The following is a 24,668-nucleotide window of genomic DNA, read 5'->3' as shown; positions in this document are numbered from 1 at the left end:
TGGTCAATGCAACAACCGTTAACTTATGGCAGAAATATCCGGTTGACATTTGTAAAAGGAAATTTTACTGTGAAAGTACACAGTGCTACCGGCCAGGAGTACAGTTGGTTTGTGGCAGATGACAGGAATGAATTCGACATAGCAGCAGGGAACATCAGTGATATCATTCACCCGCAAATTTCTTTTCAATCAGCATCCGGTGAAAAGCAGGTTAGTGTGGAGTTACGCTGATTTTTTTTCTACGATAAGGCCACTCTCAGAAAAAGTAAAAGTCTTTTGTTCGAAAAGCGATTTCATAATAAGCCACACCTGATCCACCAACGTAAATTGATGAGTAGTGTTTTGATCAGTTTTAGTCAGTACTCCGGTAAGCGTTATGACATTAACAGTGACGGAAAAATTTCTTTGCACATTATTTAAAACTGCTCCCGGAACTTCGTAGCTTTTTGAAACAGCTTGCCATTCCTTATTTTGACGATGTAATTCATGCTGGAACTCCTTGAGGTAATTCGCAAAAGGAACCTGATTCCCGTCGGCTAATTTCAGGATGTAGTTATTTATCCAATACTCCTTTTCTATTTGCGGATTTTCAATCGAATCCAGTTCTATCCGTACAATTTCGGGACGGAGCCTGGTAACCCGCATATGAAGTTCCACAGTTCCGACATCGAATGTTGTAGACTGCCCTTCCAGATCTTTTTCTTCAACTTCTCTTAATTCAACAAGACCGATGTTACGGTGTTTAGCATAAGTAATGCCATCTGCTGTGAATCCGCTTTTGGAAACAATAACACCCTTCATAATACCGGCGTCTTCAATAATTTCAGACACCTTCATCACAATATCCTTATTGATCTTCTCATTCCAGAACTTACATTCAATGGCAGTCTGATAGGAATGAATGCCGTCGGAGTGCGTAGCGAGAACGTCAATTTGATGAACCACGCCGGATTTCCCTGTCACCTTACACGTAGGACCATATCCTTTTATTTTAACTCCGGCTTGACTACCCAAAGTTTCATAAATGTATTTGGTAATGGCCTCGTACTTTTTCCAGTCTAAACGTTGCGAATTACTCATTGCTATACATAAGAGTTTTTGAATCTATAAAGTGTACTTCCAATTAACAAATTTGTTGTTCACTGATAATCATCTTCTAATTTAATAAATTTCCTAGCCTTCACAATCCTGTTTGTATCACGCGGGCATTAGCCGATTTGTATTTCAGAAGTAAGCGTAATCATGCCACGACGATATGAAACCATTCCCAAGCAGGTAATTTCAAATGTTTTTACAACTGCTTGCGCAACTCCTTCAACGAATAAAAACTTTTTCTCCAGTAAATGCCGCCTTGGCGCTCGGTCAGGATCGATGCCCGTATAACAATATAGGCCATCACCAATCCTGCAAAAGGCACCAGAAGGAAATGCCACCAGCGTGCGCGGATGCCTTTGTTGCCGTACAATAAAACAATATGGCAACCAATGATAGCCAGTGCGATCCAGGCGTAAGGTGTTCCCATCAGCAACAATAAGGGAACCGGCAGTACAAACACCAGCAACGCCGCCAGCGCTGCCGCCATGGCAAAGACAAACCGGTAATTAAATACCGAATACGTATTCTTCATCAACCCGTTTACAAATTCAGAGAGGCTGTTATACCAGGCCAGGCTCACCTCCTGGTCGCCATAAAGCAGGTCCTGCCGCCCGCCGGCACTTTTGATTCTTTCTCCCAATTTCAGATCGTCGTCGGGTCGTAAAGAGATCGCAGCATGCGTACCCGCTTTTTCATAAGCGGATCTTTTTACAAAGTTGAATGCCCCTACCCCAATCGAAGAAGAGGAGTCGGGATCGGATACGGTCCATGGCCGCAACTTGATGTCCAGCATGATGGTAAATACATTCATCATGGCTTGAAATAAATGAGAACCTGAAGTGACCTCGGGCAATACAACCAGGTGATCGAGCCGCTTTTGCCGGATATAGTTCATCGCTTTCTGCAAAACATGCGGTCTGAATTTTACATCCGCATCGGTAAACAGCAACCACTCTTCCGTGCTGGCCATATATCCTTTATACAAAGCATGATTTTTCCCCAACCATCCTTCTGCCAGTTCATCTATGGTTATGATGGTAATGCGTGGTTCATTGATGGCTATCCGTTGCAGGATAGCTGCAGTATTATCTGTTAAACGGTCGTTGACAACGATGATATGAAAATGCGGGTACTGTAGCCTGCACACACTTTGCAGCGCCTCCTCCACGTCGGCTTCTTCATCCTTTACCGCAATGATCACGGCAACCAGCGGCGCTGTATCAAGCGCTACCGGCATGTCTTTAAGAAAACTGATTCTCCGGGTATTGATGACAAGAAAAAGTGTTACGCTGACCCACGAGATCAGCATTACGATAGCATAAATCAGTACGATCATGCAGCAAAGCTATAACAGACTTCGGGCAGACAACCAGATAACGGGATAAAAGTTCCAGCGCCGATGTTCAAATCCTTTTCATTAACGGTCTGTCTTTGTTTACTGGTAGTGTCACTAGTAATCAATCCGCCGGAAGATCGTTGCCGGAATAAGGCATTTCTATGTAAGCATCCGGCCAATTACACCTTTACCTGACGGATTATTTTTTGTATCGGAGTGGTAAAAGTGCTGCTACTTTGCTGACCGGGTGATCAGCTATACAGCGGTGTGGACGCGAGTCGTCTTGCAGCAGGTACATCAGGATTCCATTCGTTATCAGTTGGCCTTCGCACCTGATATTGGTTGCCTGGCTTACACGTTATGTCATTTTACAAACAGATAATGGGATTTTTTCCCATTATCTGTTTCAAATTTTACATCACGATACATATTATATTCAGTTGACTACAGCCCCGAGCTTACCCGCACGCTCCTTCACAATTCCGGAATAGCTTTCTTTCTGCTCCTCCGGCAGGAAGGATATCTCAATCCACCTGTAAATCTCCGGCAGCAATCCTGCCAGTTTGCGCAAGCTGTTCTCTGCCGATCTTTCAGGTATCGTGAGCGTCTTTGCCAGGGCCATAAAATCCGCCCGCCTGATCTTTCTTTTTTTGGCATTGATTGTAAGCGCCATTTCCTCTGCGTCTTCCGGTATGGCCACTTTGGTACTGAGCAGATCATAGGCCGGTGACAAGATCACCTGTTGGTCTTTCGTGGTGAGCAGCGAGAAGTTTTTCAGGTGCATGTCTGCATTACCTGTAAGAAAACAAAGCAAAGCCATTTCAAAATAGGTAACAGCATCGAGACCTGGCCGCGAGGAATACTTTAAGATATGCTTACCGACCTTTTCCATCGAACTGCGGTATTTGTCTTCGGTCAGTGTTTCGGTTAGCTGGCACATGTCTTCCTGCGCCAGTTTTTCCTGCCCCTGCCGGTCAAAGCGTTTGGTAATATAGGCCAGCTCGCCCGACTTCAGCCGGATCAGGCTGTGCTTCGCCGTGGGGATATCCATCAGTTTCGAAAGATGCATGGTCAGGTCTTCATTCTCTGGTAAGTGGGGAAAACTGCCGGTAGGAGGCTTCAATATATAAGCGCCCCAGAGGCCAACAATGGTCAGCCTGGATTTCTTTGGATCCTTTGTGTCTTTTTGGAGGTCCAGCGATAGTTTAGGTTGTACACCCGTTACGGCAATGCTTCGCACCACAATTTCTTTCGCCAACTCCAGCATCTCCTCGCTGTTGTATTCCAATCCAGGCGGATTAGTGGTGCCAAAAAAATCACGACTACATTTTTCGTGGAAATCTGCACCTTCCTTTTCCAATATTTGATAACAGTATAGACACCTGTGCGCTTGCATTTTTATTCATTTTCGGTTTCAGATTCCGCTTCGATGCTCACCGCACCGATACAATCTTTGCAGGCCACCAATAATAGTCCCATCCGGTCGCGGTTGTCGAGCTTCCAGTTTTGTATGGCAATATCGAGCAGCCAGCCTTCCGGAATCAGTCCATCAAAGAAGGGAATCATGGTTTTGCTCAGGAAAGGTTTTGCTGACAGCGGTAGCGTAAGGCTTACAGGTTCCGCATTAGCAGTACCTAGGTACTCCTGGTTGTATTGAAATCCATAGCCGTCTTCGTTCTGCCATACCCTCCCGGCCCTGATCCCTTTAAAATATACACGACCGCTTCTCATGGTTAATCCAGGTTTTCGACGTTGAGTAAATCATCATTATCGATCTTGTGCACCAGTTTTTCATCCTTCGTGTCCTGGTACTTCAAGGCATTTTGATTGGGTATAAATTCCCAATGCAGGACCTGCTGATTCTTCATTTCATACCCCTTCAGTATCCCTGTTCGTTCGGTCCAATCTTTAAGGGTAACGCGTACGTTCCGGTTCATGTGGTTCATGATGATCTCCCACTGGTCTTGCTTACGGGCCGATGTAGCAGCTACTTTGTAACCAAACAGTGCAAGCACTTGGTTGAGCTTGTCCATACGGATAGTTTGTTTTCCCTGCTCCAGGTCACGGATAAATCGAAGCCCTACACCGGCTTTCTGCGCAAGCTCGTCTTGCGTCAGTTTGTTTGATTGCCGCATATATTTGACCAGGTCAGCCAGATTATGTTGTTCCATAATATACCCTTTCGGGTATAAATATAATAAAAATTCCGATGTTATACCCGATAAGGTATAGAATTAAACAAGTCGCTTAAAAATATACCTGATCGGGTATAGATAAGTCACCCTCCCTCCAACCCGCCACTTTGCCTTAATTTTGCCCAAATTTCACCCCCTTGAGTGTTCCCGTGTTCCTGATTACGCCGCCTTTCACACAGCTTAATACGCCCTACCCGGCCACCGCCTACCTGAAAGGTTTCCTGAACACCAAAAACATCGCCTCCTTTCAAAGCGACCTGGGCATCGAAGTCACCATTGCTTTGTTCTGCCGCCAGGGCCTGCAGGACCTTTTTAACCGGATCAACCAGTCGGGCTTTACCCTCTCGCCTAACGCTGCACGCATGGTGACCCTCCGGGATGAATATATTCATACCGTCGACGAGGTAGTCCTTTTCCTCCAGGGACATAACCCCACACTCGCCCATCGCATTTGTAAGCGCGATTTCCTGCCCGAAGCCAGCCGCTTTGAGCAACTCGCCGACCTCGATTGGGCTTTTGGTTCCATGGGCACACAGGATATGGCTAAACATTTCGCCACCATGTACCTCGAGGACCTCTCTGATCTGATCACCGAGTGTGTGGACGTTCATTTCGGTTTCAGCCGCTACGCCGAAAAACTCGGCCGCTCCGCCAATAGTTTCGACGAGTTGTATACTTCGCTTCAACAGGACTACAGTTTTATCGATGAGTTACTCATCAAGTTGCTGCAGTCCCATATGCAACGGCTGCAGCCCAAACTGGTGGCCATTTCCGTTCCTTTTCCCGGCAACTTGTATATGTCACTGCGTTGCGGCCAGTGGATCAAACAACATTACCCCGATGTAACCGTGGCCATGGGTGGCGGCTTCGCCAATACCGAGTTGCGGTCGCTGACCGATCCGCGTGTTTTCGAGTTCTACGATTTTATTACGCTGGATGATGGCGAAGCTCCTTTGGAACAGCTCGTAAAGTTTGCCGAAGGTGATATATCTGCCGAAGAACTAAAGCGCACTTTTTTATTACAGGATGGCGCCGTGCAGTATGTCAACAATGCCAATTGCTCCGATTATAAACAGGCACAGGTCGGTACACCGGATTACAGCGATCTGCTGCTGGATAAATATATTTCAGCCATCGAGGTGGTGAATTCCATGCACCGGATGTGGAGCGATGGCCGATGGAATAAACTCACCATGGCGCATGGTTGTTATTGGGGCAAGTGTACTTTCTGTGATATTTCACTCGATTATATTAAACTCTACGAGCCTGTTGCCGCCTCGCTGCTGGTAGACCGGATGGAAGAGATGATCCGTCAAACGAAGCAAAACGGTTTTCATTTTGTAGACGAAGCAGCGCCGCCCGCCCTGATGCGCGCCCTGGCGCTCGAAATCATCCGCCGCAAACTCACCGTAAGCTGGTGGGCCAACGTCCGTTTTGAAAAAAGTTTCACCCGCGATCTTTGTGTGTTGCTGAAACGTTCGGGATGTATCGCTATCTCCGGCGGACTGGAAGTGGCCAGCGACCGGCTGCTCGCGTTGATCCGCAAAGGCATCACCGTAGCACAGGTAGCGCAGGTGAATAAAAATTTTACCGAAGCCGGCATTATGGTGCATGCTTACCTGATGTACGGTTTTCCCACGCAGACCGAACAGGAAACAATTGATTCGCTAGAGATGATAAGGCAAATGTTTGCCGCCGGCATTTTGCAGTCTGCCTTCTGGCATTTGTTTACCATGACTGCACACAGTCCTGTTGGCATGCAGCCGGAAAAGTTTAACGTAAAAAAAGCCGCCGCACCCGTTGGCGCCTTTGCGAATAATGACCTAGTGCATACCGACGAGACCGGCGCCGATCACGAAACCTTTGCCTTTGGGTTAAAAAAATCATTGCTGAATTACATGCACGGCATCGGCTTTAAGGATCCGCTTCAAAAGTGGTTTGATTTCAAGGTACCCAAACCAAGTGTTGCGCCTGATTATATCGCGAAAATGCTGGAACAGGACATTTACACCTCAGCCAAACCAAGCACACGTATTGTTTATCTCGGTCAGCCACCCACCGTAGAACATTTTACCAAGAGCAAAAAAGGCAGCAGTTGGGAAATGACGTCCTTCACCTTTCAGACCAAACGCGCGCCATTCAGCATCAGCGTGGGCCGTGAGCAGGGCGATTGGCTGGCAGAGACGTTGAAGAAGGTGTCAGTCGATAACCCGCAATTACATACGCTGCAGGAAGTGAAAGACAGTTATGAGGCAGCAGGCCTCGATGATTTTGAATTGTTTTGGGATAACAAGCCTGTCAATACGTTGTGGAAGGCGGGTTTGCTGGCTTTGTAGTGTATCGCAATGTTTGAGATTTATACATGCATATGTACCTTTTGAAGACCGGTAAATAATCCCCTTTTAAGGTGACGCGACCACCATAGCAGCATAGTAGTTTTATCCGGTCAATAAAAATCTATGCTGAGGAAAATACTTTCAATTGCACTGTTATTGGGTTCGTTGGTAACATTTGCCCAAAAACAAACCTACGATGTGCTCACCTTTACTTTTCCGAAGGGCTGGCAGCAAAAAGATGCGGAGGGCGGGCGGCAACTGACCATCACCGATGCCAAAACAGGCGGATATGCCACCGTTCTGCTTATCAAATCGACAGCTTCCAATGCTTCGCCCAATGATAATTTCAACAGCTACTGGAATAATATTGTAAAAGCTACCGTTGCGGTGTCCGGGGAGCCGGCCATGCAGGATGCCGTTACCAGTAACGGATGGGAAATCGTTTCAGGCCACGCGCCCTACACCGAGGGAGCCAACACCGGCACCGCTACCTTGTTAGCTGCTTCGGGTGGCGGACAAACCACCGCAGTGATCCTGATGACCAATACCGGCAAGTATCAACCCGATCTTCTTGCCTTCATCAATTCGCTGGAACTTTCAAAAGCCACCAGACAAACGTCCACCAATAAAAATACCGTCAGCATCGCCGGGCTGTGGGCAGATTACACCGTGGAGAGAAATGCCTATCAGCAGTATACGACCGGCTATCTCCGAAAAGAGTATGCCTTTAACAAAGACGGCACTTATACTTTTCGTAAGAAAAACTTTTTGTCCAGCTCAACGCAGATATATTTTGTGAGCGAGTCAGGCACTTATTCCGTGAGCGGCAACCAGTTGACCATTATACCCAAACAAGGCAAGACTCAGTTCTGGAACAAACCGAAAAGTCTAAAGAATAACGAGTGGGGTAGTTTTGCCAAATCCGAGCATCATAAACTGGAGAAAGTGACCTATACGTTTGAGATCATTGTAGACCCCAACTATGGCAACAGTCTTTCCTTGAAACCCGGCAAAGCAACCGTAAGAGATGGCGGTCAGTTCAATGCGCCATCCGATCCGTATAAGTTTAACTATGCATTTCGTACATCCGCCTCGCTGATCGACAACCCGCCGGGAGGCAAATGATTGCCATGAAGGTCTTCTGAGTACGGACATATAAGTCAAAAAGGGGCTTTTTTGACTTATATTCACCGGAGATGTGTCAAAATATATTGTTTTTGACCTGTTTCACTATCTCAACTTGCCGCTCCTCAAAGTCACCTCGATCAACCGATATCCCTTCTCCGTCCGCAGAAAACTAAAATTATTTTGAGTCAGATCACCGTGCGATACGACGATGTTCATCACCGGGTAGATCCATTGCTTTGATTCACCGCAGTTATTATAGTAGTTCTCAAACTCCCGGCCTTCGTACATAAACTGGTTCAATCCATCGTTGCCGATGAAATAGTCAGCACCGGGCTGTTGTATTTCCAATAAACCGTTTTCTAATAACTCAAAGTTGTTGTTGATAAACGCGGTCTTGTTTGTCTTCACCCACTCGTCCGTTGACCACCAGGTGATGGAATCGTAGGATGCAGCGATCAATTTTTCAGCGGTAAGACCGGGAAACAGCTCAGTCCTCAACCAGGTCCTGAATTCTTTTTCAAAGTTGGTAAACGACAGATAGCCGCCGCCTTTTGCACGGAAGTTTGTCCTTGTGGTATCGGCATCGGGTTGGGATGTTTTTTTTACCGAAAAGAAATTAAGGTTATCCGCCAGCCTGAAGTCTTCTGCCAGTACATTACCCAGGGTATCCAGCAGCATTTCTTTTCCGCCCACCCAACTGTAATGATTGCAATCCGAGTGACCGGTTGTATCCCAGTATTTTTTTTCTGCGTCCTTCAGCACTACCAACATACCGTTCATCACCCGTGTCATGGCATTATACCCAGCGGGAATGACAATGTCGCCATTCCGGTTAAACAAACCCATTCTGTCGGTTTTGCGATCGTGAAAACGGATAAAGCCTTCGCTTTCGCAATCCTGCGTATTGTCAAAGAAGAAAAGGCTGTCCCTCCCCGCTATTTTCCCCGCTTTGGTGAGATAATAGCTTTGCCATTTGCCGTTGCTTTCTTCGGTTACGGCAATGATGTGGTCAAACCTGTACGCACTGCCCAGGCCGGTAAATTTGGGCTCGATCTTTACCATTCCGCTTTGGTCTTTGTAGCCCGTTAACGTGGAGTCGGCGTTGTAGAAGGCTGTCCAGGTGCCGGTCTGCGCAGCGGCGGCGGAACAAACGAAGCGTAGTAAAAACAGAAAGCTGATTGGCCTCATCGTTAATTTTTTTAAAGATGTACTGACACGATAAAAAACCGGGCCAGGATGCCGGAGTACATAAGATAAAAAAATGCCGCTTTTGCATAAGTCGTTTCTATTTTTTCTTCCCTACCTTGTTTATAAAATACGGCCCATTAAATATTTTAAATTAGCCATATGAAGTCTTCTATTGTGATCGTTGGAGCCGGCGCCGCGGGATTGATGGCCGCACTCGAACTGAGCGATCATTACGACATCACCGTATTGGAAATGCATGATCAGCCTGGCGGTCGCATACGCACTGTTGATAAAAAATATTTTCCCCAACCCGTCGAAGACGGCGCCGAGTTTGTGCATGGCGAGCTGCCGGTAACCCTGGAACTTTTACATAAAGCAGGCATAAACTATACAGCCGTAGAAGGAGCTTTTTACCGGGTAATCGATGGCCATTGGACACAGGAAGAAGAGATGATCGAAGGATGGGATGAATTACTGAGCCGGATGAAAAGTGCCGATGCCGGTATGACTTTGTCGCAGTTCCTCGATAAATATTATAGTGAGGAAAAATATCATTCCTTCCGGAAAGAAGTGATCCGCTACGCCAATGGTTTTGACCTGGCCGACGAAAACCTGGCAAGTGCAAGGGCCTTGTATGATGAGTGGAAAAACGAACAAGAGACAAATTTCCGCGTAAACGGCGGTTATGGCCGGCTGATCAGTTACATGGAACAGCAATGCCGGGAAAAGGGTTGCCGTTTTATGTATCAGCAAACGGCATCGCGCGTCGAATGGACTGAAGGAAGGGTTGATGTGTTTACGAATGAAAACAAAGTATTTACCGCACAAAAGATACTTATTACGCAACCGGTTGCCGTATTGGGCAACCCTGCTTCAAAAGCATTCATCCACTTTGATCCTGAACCTGTCGAATATCTTGCGGCGGCGCAAGACATCGGCATGGGCTCCGTCATAAAAGTGCAGCTTTCCTTCAGCCCGGCTTTTTGGGAAGCGGACCGGCCTGATACCGGTTTTATCATCAGTGATGAAGCTATCCCAACCTGGTGGACACAACGACCGGATGAGGCAGCCATGCTGACCGGCTGGCTCGGCGGGCCGCCTGCGGCGAAATGGATGAACGCGGACACCGGATCAATCGTAGATATGGGCATTCAATCACTCTCGGCTATTTTTAATACGGATGAAAAGATGATCCGTTCGTTATTGCTGGGCAGTCATGTTTGTACCTGGGAGTCCGCTTATACCTACCCAACGCCTCAGTCTCCAACAGCCAGCGCATTGCTGCGTACTCCATTGAAACATACGATCTATTTCTGCGGAGAAGCTTTGTACGAAGGCAAAAGCCCGGGTACCGTGGAGGCGGCTTTGGTATCTGGCAGGCAAATGGCAGCCATAATTCGCAGCAACAAACAATAGATGTTGTATTTTGGCAGCAACTAAAACCAATTTATGAAAATCCATTGGCTGATCCTGCTTGTCCTGGTAAATGTTACTGCATACGCGCAAAAAGACAGCACCGACATCATCGTTCAAAAAATGATGAAAGATCAGCGGATTACGGGTCTTTCGCTGGCGGTGGTGAAAAATGGCAAAGCCGTTGTCAACAAAGGTTATGGCCTCGCCAATGTAGAGCTTAACGTTCCGGTTACCGCAGAAACAGTGATCCGCCTCGGTTCAGTCAGCAAACAATTCTTTACAACCGCTATTCTCAAACTGGCAGAAGAAGGAAAACTGAGCATCGAAGATTCCGTTCACAAATTCTTTCCCGATGCACCGGAGACATGGCGCCCGATACAGATCAAACACCTGATGTCGCATACCTCCGGATTGAAAAGAGAAGGACCGGCTTATAAAAACCATATCATCCAGCCAGATCTGGTGATCATAAGATCAGCTTATTCCTTGCCACTTGATTTCAAGACCGGGGAAAAATACCAGTATTGCAACCTTGCTTATTTTATGCTCGCAGAGATCATATCACAGGTAAGCAACATGCCCTGGCAAAATTATATCCGGGAAAATCTTTTCCTTCCTGCCGGCATGAAGAACAGCGGCATGACAGATTTTTATCCCATCATTCCCAACCGCGCCAGCGGCTATATGCACAAAGGCGATACACTGGTAAATGCCGATGCCATGTATGCCGTGCGGCCCAGCGGCGGCTTTTTGTCCACCAGCACCGACATGATCCTTTGGGACAAAGCATTGACGGAGAAAAAAATCATTCTGAGAAAAGAGAACTGGGAGTTATTGTGGACGCCTTTTATCAAAACATCCGGTAAAGCCGAAAGCAAACAGTTTTACGGCTTTGGCTGGATCATCGACGAATACAAGGGCCATCACCTCGTTACACATGGAGGTGCCAACACAGGCTTCCGCTCCAATTATGATCGTTATGTGAATGATGGGCTGTCGATCATCATTCTCACCAATACGGATGAAGCAAATCCCGGTGCGATCACGCGGGCATTGGCCGATTATTATTTCAGGGCTAAGAAAAATTGAACTGCCTGCTAAGCCAGGTAATCTGTTAATCCAAGTAAATTTCCAGAAGGGTCTGTGAACTCCACGGCCCAGCCTGTCTGTATTTTATAAGGTTCGGTTGAAAAGGCGATACCTTTTTCTTTCATTTCTTCATAAGATTTTGCCACCGATTCAACTTTAAACCAAATAGCCGGTTTTGCCGCCGGAGACTTATTGAGATCTTTTAAGATGATCGCGGGTTCATTGTCACCTACTTTAAAAGCGACCATTCCTTTTTCACTGAAATCAAATTTTAACGCCAGTCCTAATTTATCCTGGTAAAATTTTTTGCTTTCCTCCAGGTTGGCTGTACCCAGAAAGAAATTATCATAGTCGGCTATTTTCATTTCTCTATTATTTTTTTAATCGATGAGGTTGTTTTGTTAGTCAGGTCCCATCCGGATATTTCCTGGTCAACCAATGATGCGTGTTTTTTCCGGATATCGCGTAAGGCATTGGCAACGGACCGCAGCAGGTATTCGCTTTCACCAGCCTTTGATCGCAATGATGCAATGAGTTGAATGGCTATAGCGGGATTGTCTTTGAAGAAAGGTCGTCCCGTCCAGATGCGGAGACCTTCTACCACCGCTCTTCTGATGTTGGGATTCTTATCTGCAAGCCATTTTTTAATGGTGGGCAATGATTGTTCATAATCGTTGGATTGACAGTAATAGTCGAAAGCTTTTGCCAGCATTTCCTGCACACGCCAGTTTTCGTCTGCCGCCACTTTCGTTTCCAGTGTTTTTAACGCTTTGGGATGGTCGACTGATAGATGGCCCAGCAGATAAGTAGCCAGCATTCTTACCTGGTAACTGTCATCTTTCAGGCAGGTGTTTGCGAAGGACAGGGGATCAACAGCCTCGTCTGCCAATATGGTGTCACCTGCAGCCACGATATGGGTAAATCCATGTTCAATGCTTTTGATCTTTTCCAATAGCTTGTTCATCAGCTTCTTTTATTGCGGCACAAACCTAGCAGAAAGCTATTGCGATTAGTATGACGAAAGTCAGCCTGAAAAGTATTCCTGTCAGCAGTCTGCGCGGTGCGCTATAATAATTAACGTTTCTAAATAACGAAACGTTTCGTATTTTAGTCGTATTCAAACCAATTTCCCTTATCCAAAAATAAATGTGATGACTAAAACCGTGGTATTTGCCATACTCCTTGTCCTTCCGCATTTTCTCATCGCTCAACATAAATCTGTCAACCCGGACACGCTTGTCAACCGGCTCGGCAACACTTTCATAGCAGATCCAAAGGCGGCAGGTCTTTCAATCGGGGTGTATCATAATGGCAACAGCTACTATTACAACTTTGGTACAACGGCCAAAGGCCGGTCGCAAACGCCCACAGAAAATTCACTGTATGAAACAGGGTCCGTTACCAAATTGTTTGTTGCACTGGTATTGGCCAAAGCGGTAGTTGAAAAAAAGGTGGCGTTAAATGATGATATCCGTAAATACCTCGACGGCGACTATCCCAATCTTCAATACAACCAGGCGCCCATTACCTTAGAACAACTGGCCAATGCCACGGCAGGGCTTCCCGATTGGTTGCCCGCTACGTCTGATAAGATCAAAAACGCACCCGCTGATTCGACAGCTTTTTTCCGGGAAAAAATCTACGGGGCCTTTACACCAAAAGATTTCTTTGCCGCCTTACATGGTGTTGAATTGGATACTGTTCCCGGTTTTAAAAGAAGACATTCAAATGCCGGCGCTCAATTACTGGGTTATATCCTGGAGAAAGTGTATGGTACCTCTATGGATAAACTGATCGCTAAATTGATACTTGTCCCCAATAAAATGAACAGCACGTCTTTTCTGGCGTCGGGAGCAAAAAGCCGTTCACTGACCACCGGCTACGGTGAAAAGGGAGCTAAAGCACCTTATTTCAATACCGCTTACCTGCAATATGTCGGTGGATTGTATTCGACCACCGCTGATCTTCTAAAGTTTATCCGACTGCAGCTTGAGCACAAAGATCCGGCAATCATCCTGAGTCAAAAAGAATCCTTTAACGCAGGTTATTATAGCGCTTGTTTAAATTGGTTAAAATATAAACATGAGAATGGCAACCATCAATTGTGGACCGATGGCGGTACATATGGTTATACGGGTTATGTGGTATTCTATCCAGAAATCAATAGTGGTGTAGTAATACTTACGAATGTTTCTGACGATTCAATTGCCGGCAAACTGGGCGATATGGCATACCAGGTATTTGATTATATTCAGAAGAATAATGGTCGTTGAGACCTCAGGATCATAAATAAAGACCTTCGCATCACGCTTAAACTACAAATTACTATATTGAACGTAGAGAAAAACTGTAGAGGTAATTTACACGATCCTTTTCATCGACATTACTTATCCAGGCATCTTCATCGTGACTGGCATTTACTATTGCGTTAGTCGATAAATGACCCATCTTTTTTACAACTTCGTTCATGACATTCATTTCGGTTGATTCAAATAAATCTTCTGCTATTTCCTTTGCAGCACTTTTGAATATTTCACCTTCCCCATTTTTAAATGTCACTACTTCTCTTTCCATAAAACCATGATCATATAATGTGTCGTATAGTCCTCCATAGTTATTTGGCACAGGTCCGTAGGCAATAGCTTTATAACAAAGCCCGCTTATGCTAAATCCGGTTTTCTTGAAATGTAGAAAATCTGCAAAAAACAATAGTTTATTCATCTTTGTTGTAAACGGCTTCAATGAGTAGGAGAAATACTTTACCATATTGCCGATTTTGTCCAGATTAGGACTTCGAAACCCAGTAAATAAACTTGGGTTTATCTCACCAAATAAATAATGTTCAAATATCTTTTCCTCAAAATTCCAGTTATTAAGTTGCGATTGCACCTTGTTTAATAGTTTATTAATATCGTTTTGCTCCATTTTATGCCTGGAGATATCGATCAGATGCTTAAACTCCTTTGGGTCTTTAACTAATTGAATTAACCGGCCGGTTGCCGGGCTTGGCATTTCTCCATTTTCGTAATTCTTATATACATTGGCAGCCAATCCCAGCACCTCGCTCATTTTAGACGCACTTAAACCATATTGTTCCCGTATTGCTTTTATTTCATCAATAAATGGTATCCCATTTCGGAATCGGTATAAATTATGTAGTTGAGTAAGGTTTAACTCATCTAATTCAGTAGTAGTATATTGCTCACCGGTATCACCATCAACATAGAAGTGAAATAATACTCTGTATTCTTCATTTCTATACGTTAATGTGCGAGACTCCCACTTCAGCACACTGGAATTGTCAAATTTGTTACTCATAGTCTTCACTCCTTTTGAAAGGAAACGTCATTTCATATTCGGCAGGATGAAATGAAATGCATATTACAGGTTTGTTTGGAGACCCCATGCTAATTTTAATATAAACACTCATCTTTTTCACCATACACCCAAATACCCACAACGGAGATCCCGCATGTAAAATATCGTCTTTCGGGCCTTCCGAATAGTCGGTTACAGTAAGTGCTTTTATATATTCTAATCTTTGTCTGGCCGAAATATCCAATACAGCTAATGCTTCGAAATTCTTTCCTCTGTCATCCCTAAATCTTACTTCTTCGGGATAAATTTTAATCTTTTGGTGAAAATCACTTAAGAACGCTTTCACCTGAGCCTCTGTCGTCATTCGTCTCATTTATTACGGTTAATAATGGTCTGATACTCATAAAATTGTCATTTAGAATGTGTGGAAAGGGATTAAGTTCAATCAAAGTTATGAAAATTCACTTTTAAAGTGATAAATTAATGAAAATTGGCCATTATTTCACTTTTAAATAATAAACGAATACTCCTTTTTAATCCTAAAATTCTACGTTGATCAATTGAACCGGAAAGGATTTGAGTCAAAGTCATACACAACTTCCAGCCATACTTAACCAGCTCCGATCGTTATTATCGGTAAGGTCAAAAAAGCCTTCCTGGCACTATTGTCACGCTCATCAGATACTTGATTTATTATATCGCTATATAGATTAAATATGAGGTGTTTACTTCCTGGATGAGTTAAGAACTTTTGTTTTAACTTACTATCTCCTTTTGAGCAAGCCGTCTCTTTTTCAAAACATTCCTATGCTGAAATCTTATAACTTTCTCTCTCTGTTGACTCTTTTTGGCATCTGCGCCTGCTCCGCAACGAAACTGACTACGACGGATTTTAATAAATTCCCTGCCACCAGCACCTGTACGGAAACGAAACTGTTCGACACCGGCCTGCCAATGCCGCAACAGATGACTATCTACCAGGACTCCCTGCTGCTCGTCGTCAACAACATGAACCGCAACCCGCATCATGTCCGCGTTTACGATATAGCAAGCAGAAAAGCAGTTAACAACCTGCTGCCTGCAAGCCAGCAAAAGGGCGGCACACTTTCCTTTATGTCTTTCGGCATTTCCGACAGCCTGGTCTGGATTTTCGATGTGGCGAAGAATGGTTTTATCACCGGAAACATAAATACTTTATTGACAGGAAATGGCAGTTTAGCACACTATTCGGAATACCGGCTGAAACCGCAAATATTTTATTATGATGCGCTGCTGTTAAACCGTAATGAGGCCCTGCTCAGCGGCAATTATGATACCGACGAAAAACTCATTTACAGAAATTTCTCAGATAGCACCAAAAACAAAACGTTGCTGTCTTACCACAACGATTCGGTGATTGGTTCTTCAAGGATCAATAAAATGTCTTACGAAAGTTTTATGCTGCTGCGACCGGATAAACAAAAAGTGCTGCTGGCCGGGCGTTATACCGATCAGTTCGAGTTAATCGATCTGGTCAATGGATCCTATAAAAAGGTTAAAGGTCCCGTTGGCTTTGCACCACAGCTTTCGCCGTTCGAAGACAATATCGGTAACCCCGTTGCCGCACCTGATAACGAAACCCTGTACGGATTTTTGAAAGGACATGTCACCGGACAATTTTTCTACCTGTTATTTTCCGGCAGCCCTGTTAAGTCAGATCGCCGGTTTTATGGCAATAAAATATTGGTGTTCGATTGGGACGGCAATCCGGTTAAACAGATCAACTTAAAAAACGACATTGTTGATTTCACTGTTTCATCCGACGACAGGATGATTTACACGTTGAATCCGCGGACCAACGCCATTAGTTTTGCGGAATTAAAGTGGTAAAGCTGTCTTTTGTGCTGCCTGAATTATTTATATTAGGATCGTCGCTTATTCGGCTAACCTTATCATACGCACCAGATATTATTGCATTCACGGCAAATACTGCTCAACATGAAAAAATACTTTCTTGCTTTTTTGATTGTATCTCAGTGCCTGGAGCTGAAGGCGCAGGAACAAACGGTGTTGAATATCGTCTATGATTTTTCCTACAAAAGAGACCTGGCCGACACGGCAAATCCGTACAAGGCTGAAATGGTCCTCTCTACCGGCACACTGAGCAGCCGGTATACCACCCGCGATCTCTTTAACCGCAACAGCGCAGCCGCCATCAAAAAAAATAAACAACAGGAGGAAAAAGCAAATGCTTCAGGAGGCGGAAGCACCGCTGTTGCTGTAGGCGGGCCTATGCTTCTTGTCAGCAATGCCGGCACGTTGATCAATGAAGAAATTTTTATCAATAAATCGAAGTCTACACTGCAGACCGCCGGCAGGATCGGTTTTAAAAACTATCATTTCATCGTTTCCCTTCCGGGCATCAACTGGAAATTAAGCAATGAAACAAAAGTAATCCTCGGCTACAACTGCCAGAAAGCAACGGGTGATTTTGGCGGCAGAACATTTGACGCCTGGTTTACTGCTGACCTGCCCTATGCTTTCGGTCCCTGGAAATTGAACGGCTTACCCGGATTGATCCTTGCCGCCAACGATACGAAAAACGAACTTTCTTTTGTGGCCAGGGAAATCACAAAAAATGAAGACCCCGAAGAGTTAGTTACGTCTTACATGAATCTCGGCCGCAGCGTGGAAGTCAAACCAAAAGAGTATTATAAAATCACCAGAAGTTTTGCCAGCGATCCTGCTGCTATTATCGAAGCGCAAATACCGGGAGCCCCTGTCAGCATCCGCAACCCGGATTCGCCGGGCAACACCACGATTAAAAAAATAGCTAAATACAACCCGATGGAAATTAAATAGAGGAATGCGATCCCAGAACCTGCTATACTGCTTTTTCTTTTTATGTTCACCCCTATTGCTTCATGCGCAGGAGCAGAAAACCTACGTAGGTACTGTCTCGGATTCTATCCATCCCATTCCTGCAGCAAATGTATTTATTGTCAATACCGAATCCGTTTTAGTCAGTTTTGCGCTGACCAATGAACAGGGAAACTTTCAATTGACACTCTCCAAAACGCTGATGCAGCAACCGCTCTGGATCGAGGCCACCTGTATGGGCTATAAAAAAGAACGGATAAAATTTGATCCGGAGAAACAACGCTACACCTTCACATTAACGCGGGAATCTGTTTTTCTGAAAGAGGTAACAGTCACCAACCGTCCGAAACTTCAACAATTAGGCGACACGCTGCGATATATCGTATCGAGTTTTGCGCAAAAGGAAGATCGCAGTATCGGCGATATATTACGTCGCATGCCGGGCATCAAAATAATGGAAGATGGCACCATTTACTACAACGACAAACAAATCGATAATTTATACATACAAGGTGATGACCTGATGAGCGGAAAGTATGGCACCGCAACCAAAGTGATCCGCAAGGAAATGATCAGAAGCGTGGATGTTATCCAAAACCATCAGCCTATACAGGTTTTAAGAGACAAAGTTTTTTCCGATAAGGCATCGATCAACCTGGTATTGGCTGATGAAAACTCCGTCAAGGTTTCCGTTGCGGGCAGCATTGGGCTAGGCCTTCCCAATCTTTACGATATCAGCGCCAACACCATCCTCCTGAATAAAAAAATAAAGTCCCTCAACCTGGCTGCGATCAACAATGCAGGCAACGATTACAGCAGTCAACTGAAGCCGCAGGGAAGCGGCAACATGGCCGGTAGTATTGACAAGGATCTTCCCGATCTGCCTTTGTCGATATCATCTGCTGCCTTACCGAATATTGCCCGTCAATATTATTTCGATAACAATTCCCGGATCTTCAACCTCAACAACCTGTACAATCTGAAAAACGGCTTTCAGCTAAAAGCCAATGTGCAGGTGTTTAACGATGTAAACCGTTTTGCGTACAGCGGCACCACGCAAAACTTCGCGGGTGGCGACACCATCGTTTACCACGACAATGAACGCATTAAAAACAGTCCCAAGGCGTTCAACGGATCAGTGCAGCTATCGGCCAATAAAGAGAAATTTTACTTTAACAACGTTACGCAATACCGCTCCTGGGTAGAAACCAACTCCTCGCAGGTCCGCTTTAACGACAACGTCTTTTCGCAGGGATTGCGCAACAGGCGATACGAATGGAGCAACGACTTCCATTGGATGCCGGCGTTAAAATCCAAAACCATCCTCGAACTGAGATGGTTGCTGAAAACCGCCACCAGCAACAACAAACAGTTAACCCTGTATGATGGATATATCAGCAGCATCAGCGGGCATGAAGGTTTGCATGACAGCATCATCCAACAATTAAGAGACCCGGTATCTTTATCGCATCTGTACCTGTCTGGCAAAAGAGCGATGCGCTGGGGGACGGTTTATCAAAATGCCGGATGGATCATGGAAGACCATCTGATGCGTTCCTCCCTGTTGTTTTCGGATAACGGATCGCTTACTGCTTATTCGGGTGATGAAGGCAATCATCAAAACTGGCGAAGCAACCAGTATTATGTAAGCACCGGCATGGATTTTAAACAAAAAAAATGGAGTGGAACGATACAACTGCCGGTGATCTGGCAGCAGGTCCGCGATATACAAAAATACTACGGGCTTAATAATTCCGTCAGCCGTGTGCGGTTCAACCCCAAAGGATCAGTACGTCATCAGTTTGACCTGGAAAAACAAGCTTCGTTGAATTATAGTTACACTACCATTTTCGGCGACTTTACGGATACCTATATCGGGAGCGTGCTCAAAAATTACCGCAACCTCTCCTCGAGCCAGGGAGTGCTCCCTTTTAATAAAATACATGCGGCCTCACTCAACTATGGTTCTCAGAAATCGATCAGCCTGTTTTTCTTCAATGCCGACCTGAGTTATACGCGTGTCAATGCCAATACGTTGATGACCTCTGCCATCACGGACAGCATTGAACAAACAATACTGATAAAGGAAGACAATACACAGGAACGTTGGTCGGCTAATGCAGGAGTGAGCCAATTCATTTTCCCGGTCAAGCTTAACATGAGCGTGAAAGTCGGTTACCAGTTTTCATCCAGCAATGTGATACTGAACAATGAACTGACGACTATCAACAACCGGATTCTGTCGGGCTCATTACAACTTACCAAACGATTTTCAAATATATTTTCATTGGAATACAACGGCAGATATACAGCGGTTAAAGCACTCTCGGCCATGCAACCGCGGAAAGTGCAGAACCTGAACCATACCATCAAAACTTCTTTTATTCCGAATAAAAGGTTATTAGTTGATTGGGTAATCCGGAATGCCATTCAAAAAAATAACTTTCTTACGCAGGGATACTTTTTCTCCGATGCCAAAATCAGGTATACTTTTTCGAAGAAAAAATTTGACCTGAACATTGAAGGTTACAACCTTTTCAATGTCAGAAAATACACCTATTTCAATGCCGATAGTTACCGCCTTATATCAACCGATTATTTGCTGAGAGGACGAATGATCATGGCGAAAGTGGATATTTACTTTTAAACGTATACAGCATGCGGCTTTTGTTATTATTGATTGGCGTATTACTTTTTACTACCGGTTTCGGTCAGACAGACCGTTTTTTAAATCAACTGACTATTTCCTGGAAACAATACCCGGTCAATCATTTTAATCTATATGTAGAAGAAGGGCGATTTGCAGATCAGCATATTGACCTGGTTAAACAGGATCTGGAAAACCAAAGAAACGGGATCATTGAGTTTCTCGAAAACAAAGGCTTTACCGACACCGCTCATATTATCATTGTTGATACAAAGGAAAAAATAAAAAAGATACTCGGATTTGAGGCCCAGGGATTTGCTATTCCCGAAAACAATACTGTTATTTTTTTATACAGTAAAGACTATTCACTGGCTACGAAACATGAACTTACGCATTACTATGCCTTTCATCTCTGGGGACGACCGGCTGACAACTGGTTTAGTGAAGGATTAGCGGTGTATAACGATAACAAATGGAACGGCCACCAGATCGACTCGCTTACGAAACATTTAAAAGACAATAAAAAGCTTTACCCGCTTTCAGTTTTATCCAAAAAATTTCATTCCCTGAATGCCATGATCACCTATCCGCAGACCGGGAGTTTCACGGGATTCCTGTTGTTGAGCTATGGCAAACCAAAACTCCGGGAGTTATGGACAAAAGGATTCGGAGAAATAAAAAAGATCTACGGAAAGTCATTGAAGCAATTGGAGAAGGACTGGCTGAACAGCCTGGATCATCTCCTTTCTGTTAATATCGATTACAGCAATCATTTGTAATAGCCGTCAGAACGGATCGGCCCATTTTATATCGCGGTACACATTGGTTCCGGAGAGTGTTCTGATAAAGGCCGTAATGGCATTTATATCCGCCGGGGTGAGATTAAGGCGCTGTCCGTTGCCACCGGGCGTAAGCCTTGGATCGAGGTTGGTATTGCCCGCAGCAATAACAATATTGTTATAATGCCCAATTACATTTTCCAAAGTGGTAAAGACACCTGAATGCATGAAAGCGCCATTTGAATTGCCGGCCGCACTTACTGCGTCGCGCAACGTAGGCGATTTGGTATTGGTCAGCTCCGGCGCTCCGGCCGCGTTATTGAGTTTGCCGGTGATGCCATTGTTCCTGGTATTAGGATCGATATCGAATTCGGGTGCCCGGTGGCAGCCCTGGCAACCCGCACCTCCTGCTATCCTGCTGCCGCCGGCATCAAATTGCGGAGGCTGTAAAAAAAGTTGCTTGCCCTGGTTCTCCTGGGCCGTAAAATTGGGAAAAGGATTATTATCGTTACCCGCCATGGCTTTACCCGCATCATACTTGCTGTCGAACGACTGAATGCTTCTGATAAAGGAGGCGAGACATTCCTGCATGCGTTGTTCGGTGATGGTGGCGTTGCCGTATACAAACTGAAACAACTCTTTGTAATAATCAATGGCGCTCAACTTTTGAATAAGTGCGTTAATATCCGGGCGGCCGTTTTGGCCGCTGAATCCCATTTCCGCGTGATCCTGGATAGGGCGGGTAGTCTGTGCCTCGAGGGTTGCTGCTCTTTCATCCCAGAAAAAATGTACTTCATCCGAAAAGCGGTTGTTGACCAACCGCATCGAATGCCGGGCTGACACACCGCTTTGTACACCGGCGCTCACCAACGCGTTATCACCGAATGCAAAAGCTTGTTTATGGCAACTTCCGCAAGAGATACTATTGTCGATACTCAGGTTTTTATCATAAAACAGCACCCGTCCCAAAGTGGCTTTCGCGTTAGTAATCGCATTTCCGCGGGTGTTGTCTTTGTTAATGTAGCCCGGTATCGCCTGGTTGGCGTAGTTGAGTAAATTATCCGGATCTATGCGGGTGCCAAATTTGGCCCGGATAGCAGTATAAGCATTGGAGGAATCGGTATTGTCTTGTCGTGTACAGGCATAGCCGGCTATCATCAGGCCGGTGATTAACGTAATAACAGCGACTTGTTTCATAAACAGCGTTGTGGGTGGTGTTGAAAATGGTGGATGGTCAGTCTGTCCTGAAACCTGTCAGGATCCTGTTAAAGTATAAAACAGACCGGGAAAATGCAAGGAGGTTTAATGCGGATGGAAAGAAGGAGTGGAGTATATGATTTATATCAACCGGATCATTCAATTTTTTGCCGGAACTGAAGGGACTGGAGGTATTGGGGAGGTGGTTTTATATGGAGAAGGGATACCCATTGCCCGATTATTCACTTTTCACTAATTTTGCATCAAATGTTACCAAATGATACCCGAAGCAAAATTGAAAATATCACTCGCGGAATTATCATTAAAGGGAGCGCAGATCCTTGCACAGCAATCAGAAACCTCCTTTGTGCAAGCTTTCCAACAAGTACAACGGTTAAAGAAGATTTCGAAGGTAAATCAGTCATCAAAGAAAAGCAGAGAATCCTTATAGAAGCCTACTGCGATGAAAAAGGATTATGGGTTGCTGCTCTTCCAGCAGAAGACCGTTATCTGACTAGAGGGTGGGGAGGCCCGCATATATCTCCATTCTGATAATAAACAGGTAATCAAACTCAACGATGCTGTATATTATGCTACATGGCTGGAATTCTTTAATAGCATTTTGTTGCATAATTCCATCTTCACAAATACAGCTTACCGTTTAGACGGATTCCTAAAAGAGAACGACCTATTGTACGCAGTTTTACAACAACCATTTATTAGCGCGGATGCGCAGGCCGATTTAAATGATATAAAAAAACTTCTGGCCTATAACGGTTTTGAGAACAATAGAAGAAATGACTACATCAATAAAGAGCTTGGGTTGATACTTGAGGATATGCATGACGAAAACGTACTTGTAAACTCCGAGACCTTGTTCTTTATAGATACTGTATTTTATACAATCGTTCCCGAATAACTCACCTTACTTCATACTTCCCAGCAATTCCACCGCTTTCTCAAAATCCGGTTTCTTCGCCACTATTTCTTCCAGCAAAGTTTTTGCCTGCTGCTTTTCGTTCAGCTTAACATAAGCAGTAGCCATTTCATACCAAAGCAATTCATTGAAAGGATAGTAGGGCCTGGCCAGTTCCGTAATGGTCAGTCCGGCTCTGATATCGTCATTGCCGGCAGTCTTATCTATCAACCGGTAATAACCGTATACCGCTATTAGTTCAACATCATATTTTTCTTTTGCAGTAGCTAATTCTTTTCCTGCCCAGTCCAGTTCGCCATTCAAAGCTCTTTTAACCAAATACATACTCGCTTCATCTGTATACCATTTGCGCGCTACCGGCTTTTTACCCATAGCCGTCACCAATGCTTCAGCCATCGCCGCCGTTGAATACGGATTCTGTCCACTGATAATATTCCCCGATACCACCACATAAGGCAACATCATCGGACCTTGTTCGTATACCGCTTTACGCTCCTTCAATTTGTCTTCCAGCAGAAACGGAAACTCTTTTACCCATTTTTTGCCAAACAACTCTTCTTCCTTATTGGAAAAGCCGGTGATTTTGTAATCCTGCACCAGGTATGTACCTGAAGTGTCTTTAATCGCTACCAGTGCGGCTGCTCCGTGGCAGACCGTTGCGATATAAAGTCCTTTTCTTTGCTTTACTGCCGACAAAAAATCCTGCAGTGACGGATCATAGGGCAGATCAAACATCGCCCCTTTGCCACCAACAATATAAACCGCATCATAATTTGCCGGTTTTAATTTGGCAGTAGGCGTTGTGCCTGCCAGCATGGCCATCGCCTTTTTATCCTGTATCACGGCTTTGTTATAAGATTTCTGCCGGTTGAACTCATCCGGTTGAACCGGTCCCCCTTTCGGACTGGCCACTTCCATTTCAAATCCATTGTTCTTAAACACCAGGTATGCCTGGGAAAATTCATCAAATTCATAGCCGGGGCGCGTCATACCGCTGTCTTTGCCATATCCGCTGACAACAATCAGGAGTTTTGGTTTCTTTGTTTGGGGCTGCGCCTGGGCAGCTACCGGATGACACGCACCCGTCAACGCTATCACTAACGTGAGCTTACATACATATTTTTTGATCATGGCAAGAGACTATAAAA

General features: G+C 44.9%; 24 protein-coding genes. 12 read left to right on the top strand and 12 right to left on the bottom strand.

Annotation, left to right across the window (positions count from 1 at the left end; translation table 11 throughout):
* Window positions 1-6 precede the first annotated feature (6 nt).
* Window positions 7-231 (top strand): hypothetical protein, encoded by a 225-nt coding sequence (locus tag H608_RS0118730; RefSeq protein WP_028789025.1) that lies wholly within the window; start codon window positions 7-9, stop codon window positions 229-231.
* Here the strand turns inward: H608_RS0118730 and H608_RS0118725 are convergent.
* The 5 genes from H608_RS0118725 to H608_RS24275 all read right to left on the bottom strand — a co-directional run bounded on the left by H608_RS0118725 (window position 223) and on the right by H608_RS24275 (window position 4,602).
* Window positions 223-1,080 carry a restriction endonuclease gene (locus tag H608_RS0118725; protein WP_038009107.1) on the bottom strand — a complete coding sequence of 286 codons (858 nt, stop codon included), beginning with the start codon at window positions 1,078-1,080 and terminating at the stop codon, window positions 223-225. The genes H608_RS0118730 and H608_RS0118725 overlap by 9 nt on opposite strands.
* Window positions 1,081-1,291: 211 nt before the next feature.
* Window positions 1,292-2,431, bottom strand: a complete 1,140-nt coding sequence (locus H608_RS23015) for a glycosyltransferase family 2 protein (RefSeq protein ID WP_051268479.1) — start codon at window positions 2,429-2,431, stop codon at window positions 1,292-1,294.
* A gap of 436 nt (window positions 2,432-2,867) precedes the next feature.
* Window positions 2,868-3,719 carry a HipA domain-containing protein gene (locus tag H608_RS0118715; RefSeq protein WP_211227090.1) on the bottom strand — a complete coding sequence of 284 codons (852 nt, stop codon included), beginning with the start codon at window positions 3,717-3,719 and terminating at the stop codon, window positions 2,868-2,870.
* 110 nt (window positions 3,720-3,829) lie between these two features.
* Window positions 3,830-4,162, bottom strand: a complete 333-nt coding sequence (locus H608_RS0118710; RefSeq protein ID WP_028789022.1) for a HipA N-terminal domain-containing protein — start codon at window positions 4,160-4,162, stop codon at window positions 3,830-3,832.
* A gap of 2 nt (window positions 4,163-4,164) precedes the next feature.
* Window positions 4,165-4,602, bottom strand: coding sequence for a helix-turn-helix transcriptional regulator (locus H608_RS24275; protein WP_081658952.1), 438 nt, complete (start codon window positions 4,600-4,602; stop codon window positions 4,165-4,167).
* Between the two features lie 161 nt (window positions 4,603-4,763).
* Here H608_RS24275 and H608_RS0118700 point away from each other — a divergent pair, with 161 nt between their 5' ends.
* Window positions 4,764-6,962 carry a B12-binding domain-containing radical SAM protein gene (locus H608_RS0118700; protein ID WP_028789021.1) on the top strand — a complete coding sequence of 733 codons (2,199 nt, stop codon included), beginning with the start codon at window positions 4,764-4,766 and terminating at the stop codon, window positions 6,960-6,962.
* A 123-nt stretch (window positions 6,963-7,085) separates the two neighbouring features.
* Window positions 7,086-8,087: a lipocalin-like domain-containing protein gene (locus tag H608_RS0118695; RefSeq protein WP_028789020.1), complete on the top strand. Its 1,002-nt coding sequence runs from the start codon at window positions 7,086-7,088 to the stop codon at window positions 8,085-8,087.
* Window positions 8,088-8,192: 105 nt separating this feature from the next.
* Here H608_RS0118695 and H608_RS0118690 read toward each other — a convergent pair whose 3' ends face one another.
* Window positions 8,193-9,278: a WG repeat-containing protein gene (locus H608_RS0118690; protein ID WP_028789019.1), complete on the bottom strand. Its 1,086-nt coding sequence runs from the start codon at window positions 9,276-9,278 to the stop codon at window positions 8,193-8,195.
* A gap of 159 nt (window positions 9,279-9,437) precedes the next feature.
* Here H608_RS0118690 and H608_RS0118685 point away from each other — a divergent pair, with 159 nt between their 5' ends.
* Entirely contained in the window at window positions 9,438-10,694 is a 1,257-nt protein-coding gene (locus H608_RS0118685; RefSeq protein ID WP_028789018.1) for a flavin monoamine oxidase family protein, read from the top strand.
* A 33-nt stretch (window positions 10,695-10,727) separates the two neighbouring features.
* Window positions 10,728-11,783, top strand: a complete 1,056-nt coding sequence (locus tag H608_RS23005) for a serine hydrolase domain-containing protein (protein ID WP_051268477.1) — start codon at window positions 10,728-10,730, stop codon at window positions 11,781-11,783.
* 8 nt (window positions 11,784-11,791) lie between these two features.
* Here the strand turns inward: H608_RS23005 and H608_RS0118675 are convergent, their stop codons facing one another.
* Both H608_RS0118675 and H608_RS0118670 read right to left on the bottom strand, forming a co-directional pair.
* Window positions 11,792-12,148 (bottom strand): VOC family protein, encoded by a 357-nt coding sequence (locus H608_RS0118675; RefSeq protein ID WP_038009103.1) that lies wholly within the window; start codon window positions 12,146-12,148, stop codon window positions 11,792-11,794.
* Window positions 12,145-12,747, bottom strand: coding sequence for a DNA alkylation repair protein (locus H608_RS0118670; RefSeq protein WP_038009100.1), 603 nt, complete (start codon window positions 12,745-12,747; stop codon window positions 12,145-12,147). Before H608_RS0118670 ends, H608_RS0118675 begins: the two co-directional genes overlap by 4 nt.
* Before the next feature lie 187 nt (window positions 12,748-12,934).
* On the opposite strand from H608_RS0118670, the gene H608_RS23000 reads away from it, so the two are divergent.
* A complete protein-coding gene (locus H608_RS23000) occupies window positions 12,935-14,056 on the top strand; it encodes a serine hydrolase domain-containing protein (protein ID WP_051268475.1) in 1,122 nt (373 codons plus the stop codon).
* 52 nt (window positions 14,057-14,108) lie between these two features.
* Here the strand turns inward: H608_RS23000 and H608_RS0118660 are convergent, their stop codons facing one another.
* Both H608_RS0118660 and H608_RS0118655 read right to left on the bottom strand, forming a co-directional pair.
* Complete coding sequence (locus H608_RS0118660; protein WP_028789015.1) at window positions 14,109-15,101, bottom strand: type II toxin-antitoxin system antitoxin SocA domain-containing protein; 993 nt, start codon at window positions 15,099-15,101, stop codon at window positions 14,109-14,111.
* Entirely contained in the window at window positions 15,094-15,465 is a 372-nt protein-coding gene (locus tag H608_RS0118655; RefSeq protein ID WP_028789014.1) for a hypothetical protein, read from the bottom strand. Before H608_RS0118655 ends, H608_RS0118660 begins: the two co-directional genes overlap by 8 nt.
* A gap of 443 nt (window positions 15,466-15,908) precedes the next feature.
* Here H608_RS0118655 and H608_RS0118650 point away from each other — a divergent pair, with 443 nt between their 5' ends.
* From H608_RS0118650 to H608_RS0118635, 4 genes are all read left to right on the top strand, one after another.
* Entirely contained in the window at window positions 15,909-16,970 is a 1,062-nt protein-coding gene (locus H608_RS0118650) for a BF3164 family lipoprotein (RefSeq protein ID WP_028789013.1), read from the top strand.
* Between the two features lie 108 nt (window positions 16,971-17,078).
* Window positions 17,079-17,942 carry a GLPGLI family protein gene (locus H608_RS23890; protein WP_051268473.1) on the top strand — a complete coding sequence of 288 codons (864 nt, stop codon included), beginning with the start codon at window positions 17,079-17,081 and terminating at the stop codon, window positions 17,940-17,942.
* Between the two features lie 4 nt (window positions 17,943-17,946).
* Window positions 17,947-20,607 carry a peptidase associated domain and porin domain-containing protein gene (locus tag H608_RS0118640; protein WP_155990253.1) on the top strand — a complete coding sequence of 887 codons (2,661 nt, stop codon included), beginning with the start codon at window positions 17,947-17,949 and terminating at the stop codon, window positions 20,605-20,607.
* Between the two features lie 11 nt (window positions 20,608-20,618).
* The gene (locus H608_RS0118635) at window positions 20,619-21,386 is read left to right on the top strand and encodes a hypothetical protein (protein ID WP_028789011.1); all 768 of its coding nucleotides are present in this window, start codon (window positions 20,619-20,621) and stop codon (window positions 21,384-21,386) included.
* 6 nt (window positions 21,387-21,392) lie between these two features.
* Here the strand turns inward: H608_RS0118635 and H608_RS0118630 are convergent, their stop codons facing one another.
* Complete coding sequence (locus tag H608_RS0118630; RefSeq protein WP_028789010.1) at window positions 21,393-22,583, bottom strand: cytochrome-c peroxidase; 1,191 nt, start codon at window positions 22,581-22,583, stop codon at window positions 21,393-21,395.
* A gap of 267 nt (window positions 22,584-22,850) precedes the next feature.
* Between H608_RS0118630 and H608_RS24470 the strand changes: the two genes are divergently transcribed.
* Together H608_RS24470 and H608_RS24975 are read left to right on the top strand one after the other, a co-directional pair.
* Window positions 22,851-23,135, top strand: coding sequence for a hypothetical protein (locus H608_RS24470; RefSeq protein ID WP_155990252.1), 285 nt, complete (start codon window positions 22,851-22,853; stop codon window positions 23,133-23,135).
* A complete protein-coding gene (locus H608_RS24975; RefSeq protein WP_162142906.1) occupies window positions 23,119-23,502 on the top strand; it encodes a putative polyvalent protein kinase domain-containing protein in 384 nt (127 codons plus the stop codon). Before H608_RS24470 ends, H608_RS24975 begins: the two co-directional genes overlap by 17 nt.
* Before the next feature lie 6 nt (window positions 23,503-23,508).
* Here the strand turns inward: H608_RS24975 and H608_RS0118615 are convergent, their stop codons facing one another.
* A complete protein-coding gene (locus tag H608_RS0118615; RefSeq protein WP_028789009.1) occupies window positions 23,509-24,651 on the bottom strand; it encodes a type 1 glutamine amidotransferase domain-containing protein in 1,143 nt (380 codons plus the stop codon).
* Window positions 24,652-24,668 lie beyond the last annotated feature (17 nt).

The organism is Terrimonas ferruginea DSM 30193, from assembly GCF_000425585.1.
GTDB lineage: Bacteria > Bacteroidota > Bacteroidia > Chitinophagales > Chitinophagaceae > Terrimonas > Terrimonas ferruginea.
Note: the sequence above shows the minus strand (reverse complement) of the source record. Positions and strands in the feature narration are given on the sequence as shown.

Coding starts and splice junctions, on each gene's coding strand:
- H608_RS0118730 (WP_028789025.1), top strand. CDS start 7: ATGCAACAACCGTTAACTTATGGCAGAAATATCCGGTTGACATTTGTA.
- H608_RS0118725 (WP_038009107.1), bottom strand. CDS start 1,080: ATGAGTAATTCGCAACGTTTAGACTGGAAAAAGTACGAGGCCATTACC.
- H608_RS23015 (WP_051268479.1), bottom strand. CDS start 2,431: ATGATCGTACTGATTTATGCTATCGTAATGCTGATCTCGTGGGTCAGC.
- H608_RS0118710 (WP_028789022.1), bottom strand. CDS start 4,162: ATGAGAAGCGGTCGTGTATATTTTAAAGGGATCAGGGCCGGGAGGGTA.
- H608_RS24275 (WP_081658952.1), bottom strand. CDS start 4,602: ATGGAACAACATAATCTGGCTGACCTGGTCAAATATATGCGGCAATCA.
- H608_RS0118695 (WP_028789020.1), top strand. CDS start 7,086: ATGCTGAGGAAAATACTTTCAATTGCACTGTTATTGGGTTCGTTGGTA.
- H608_RS0118690 (WP_028789019.1), bottom strand. CDS start 9,278: ATGAGGCCAATCAGCTTTCTGTTTTTACTACGCTTCGTTTGTTCCGCC.
- H608_RS0118685 (WP_028789018.1), top strand. CDS start 9,438: ATGAAGTCTTCTATTGTGATCGTTGGAGCCGGCGCCGCGGGATTGATG.
- H608_RS23005 (WP_051268477.1), top strand. CDS start 10,728: ATGAAAATCCATTGGCTGATCCTGCTTGTCCTGGTAAATGTTACTGCA.
- H608_RS0118675 (WP_038009103.1), bottom strand. CDS start 12,148: ATGAAAATAGCCGACTATGATAATTTCTTTCTGGGTACAGCCAACCTG.
- H608_RS0118670 (WP_038009100.1), bottom strand. CDS start 12,747: ATGAACAAGCTATTGGAAAAGATCAAAAGCATTGAACATGGATTTACC.
- H608_RS23000 (WP_051268475.1), top strand. CDS start 12,935: ATGACTAAAACCGTGGTATTTGCCATACTCCTTGTCCTTCCGCATTTT.
- H608_RS0118660 (WP_028789015.1), bottom strand. CDS start 15,101: ATGAGTAACAAATTTGACAATTCCAGTGTGCTGAAGTGGGAGTCTCGC.
- H608_RS0118655 (WP_028789014.1), bottom strand. CDS start 15,465: ATGACGACAGAGGCTCAGGTGAAAGCGTTCTTAAGTGATTTTCACCAA.
- H608_RS0118650 (WP_028789013.1), top strand. CDS start 15,909: ATGCTGAAATCTTATAACTTTCTCTCTCTGTTGACTCTTTTTGGCATC.
- H608_RS23890 (WP_051268473.1), top strand. CDS start 17,079: ATGAAAAAATACTTTCTTGCTTTTTTGATTGTATCTCAGTGCCTGGAG.
- H608_RS0118640 (WP_155990253.1), top strand. CDS start 17,947: ATGCGATCCCAGAACCTGCTATACTGCTTTTTCTTTTTATGTTCACCC.
- H608_RS0118635 (WP_028789011.1), top strand. CDS start 20,619: ATGCGGCTTTTGTTATTATTGATTGGCGTATTACTTTTTACTACCGGT.
- H608_RS0118630 (WP_028789010.1), bottom strand. CDS start 22,583: ATGAAACAAGTCGCTGTTATTACGTTAATCACCGGCCTGATGATAGCC.
- H608_RS24470 (WP_155990252.1), top strand. CDS start 22,851: ATGTTACCAAATGATACCCGAAGCAAAATTGAAAATATCACTCGCGGA.
- H608_RS0118615 (WP_028789009.1), bottom strand. CDS start 24,651: ATGATCAAAAAATATGTATGTAAGCTCACGTTAGTGATAGCGTTGACG.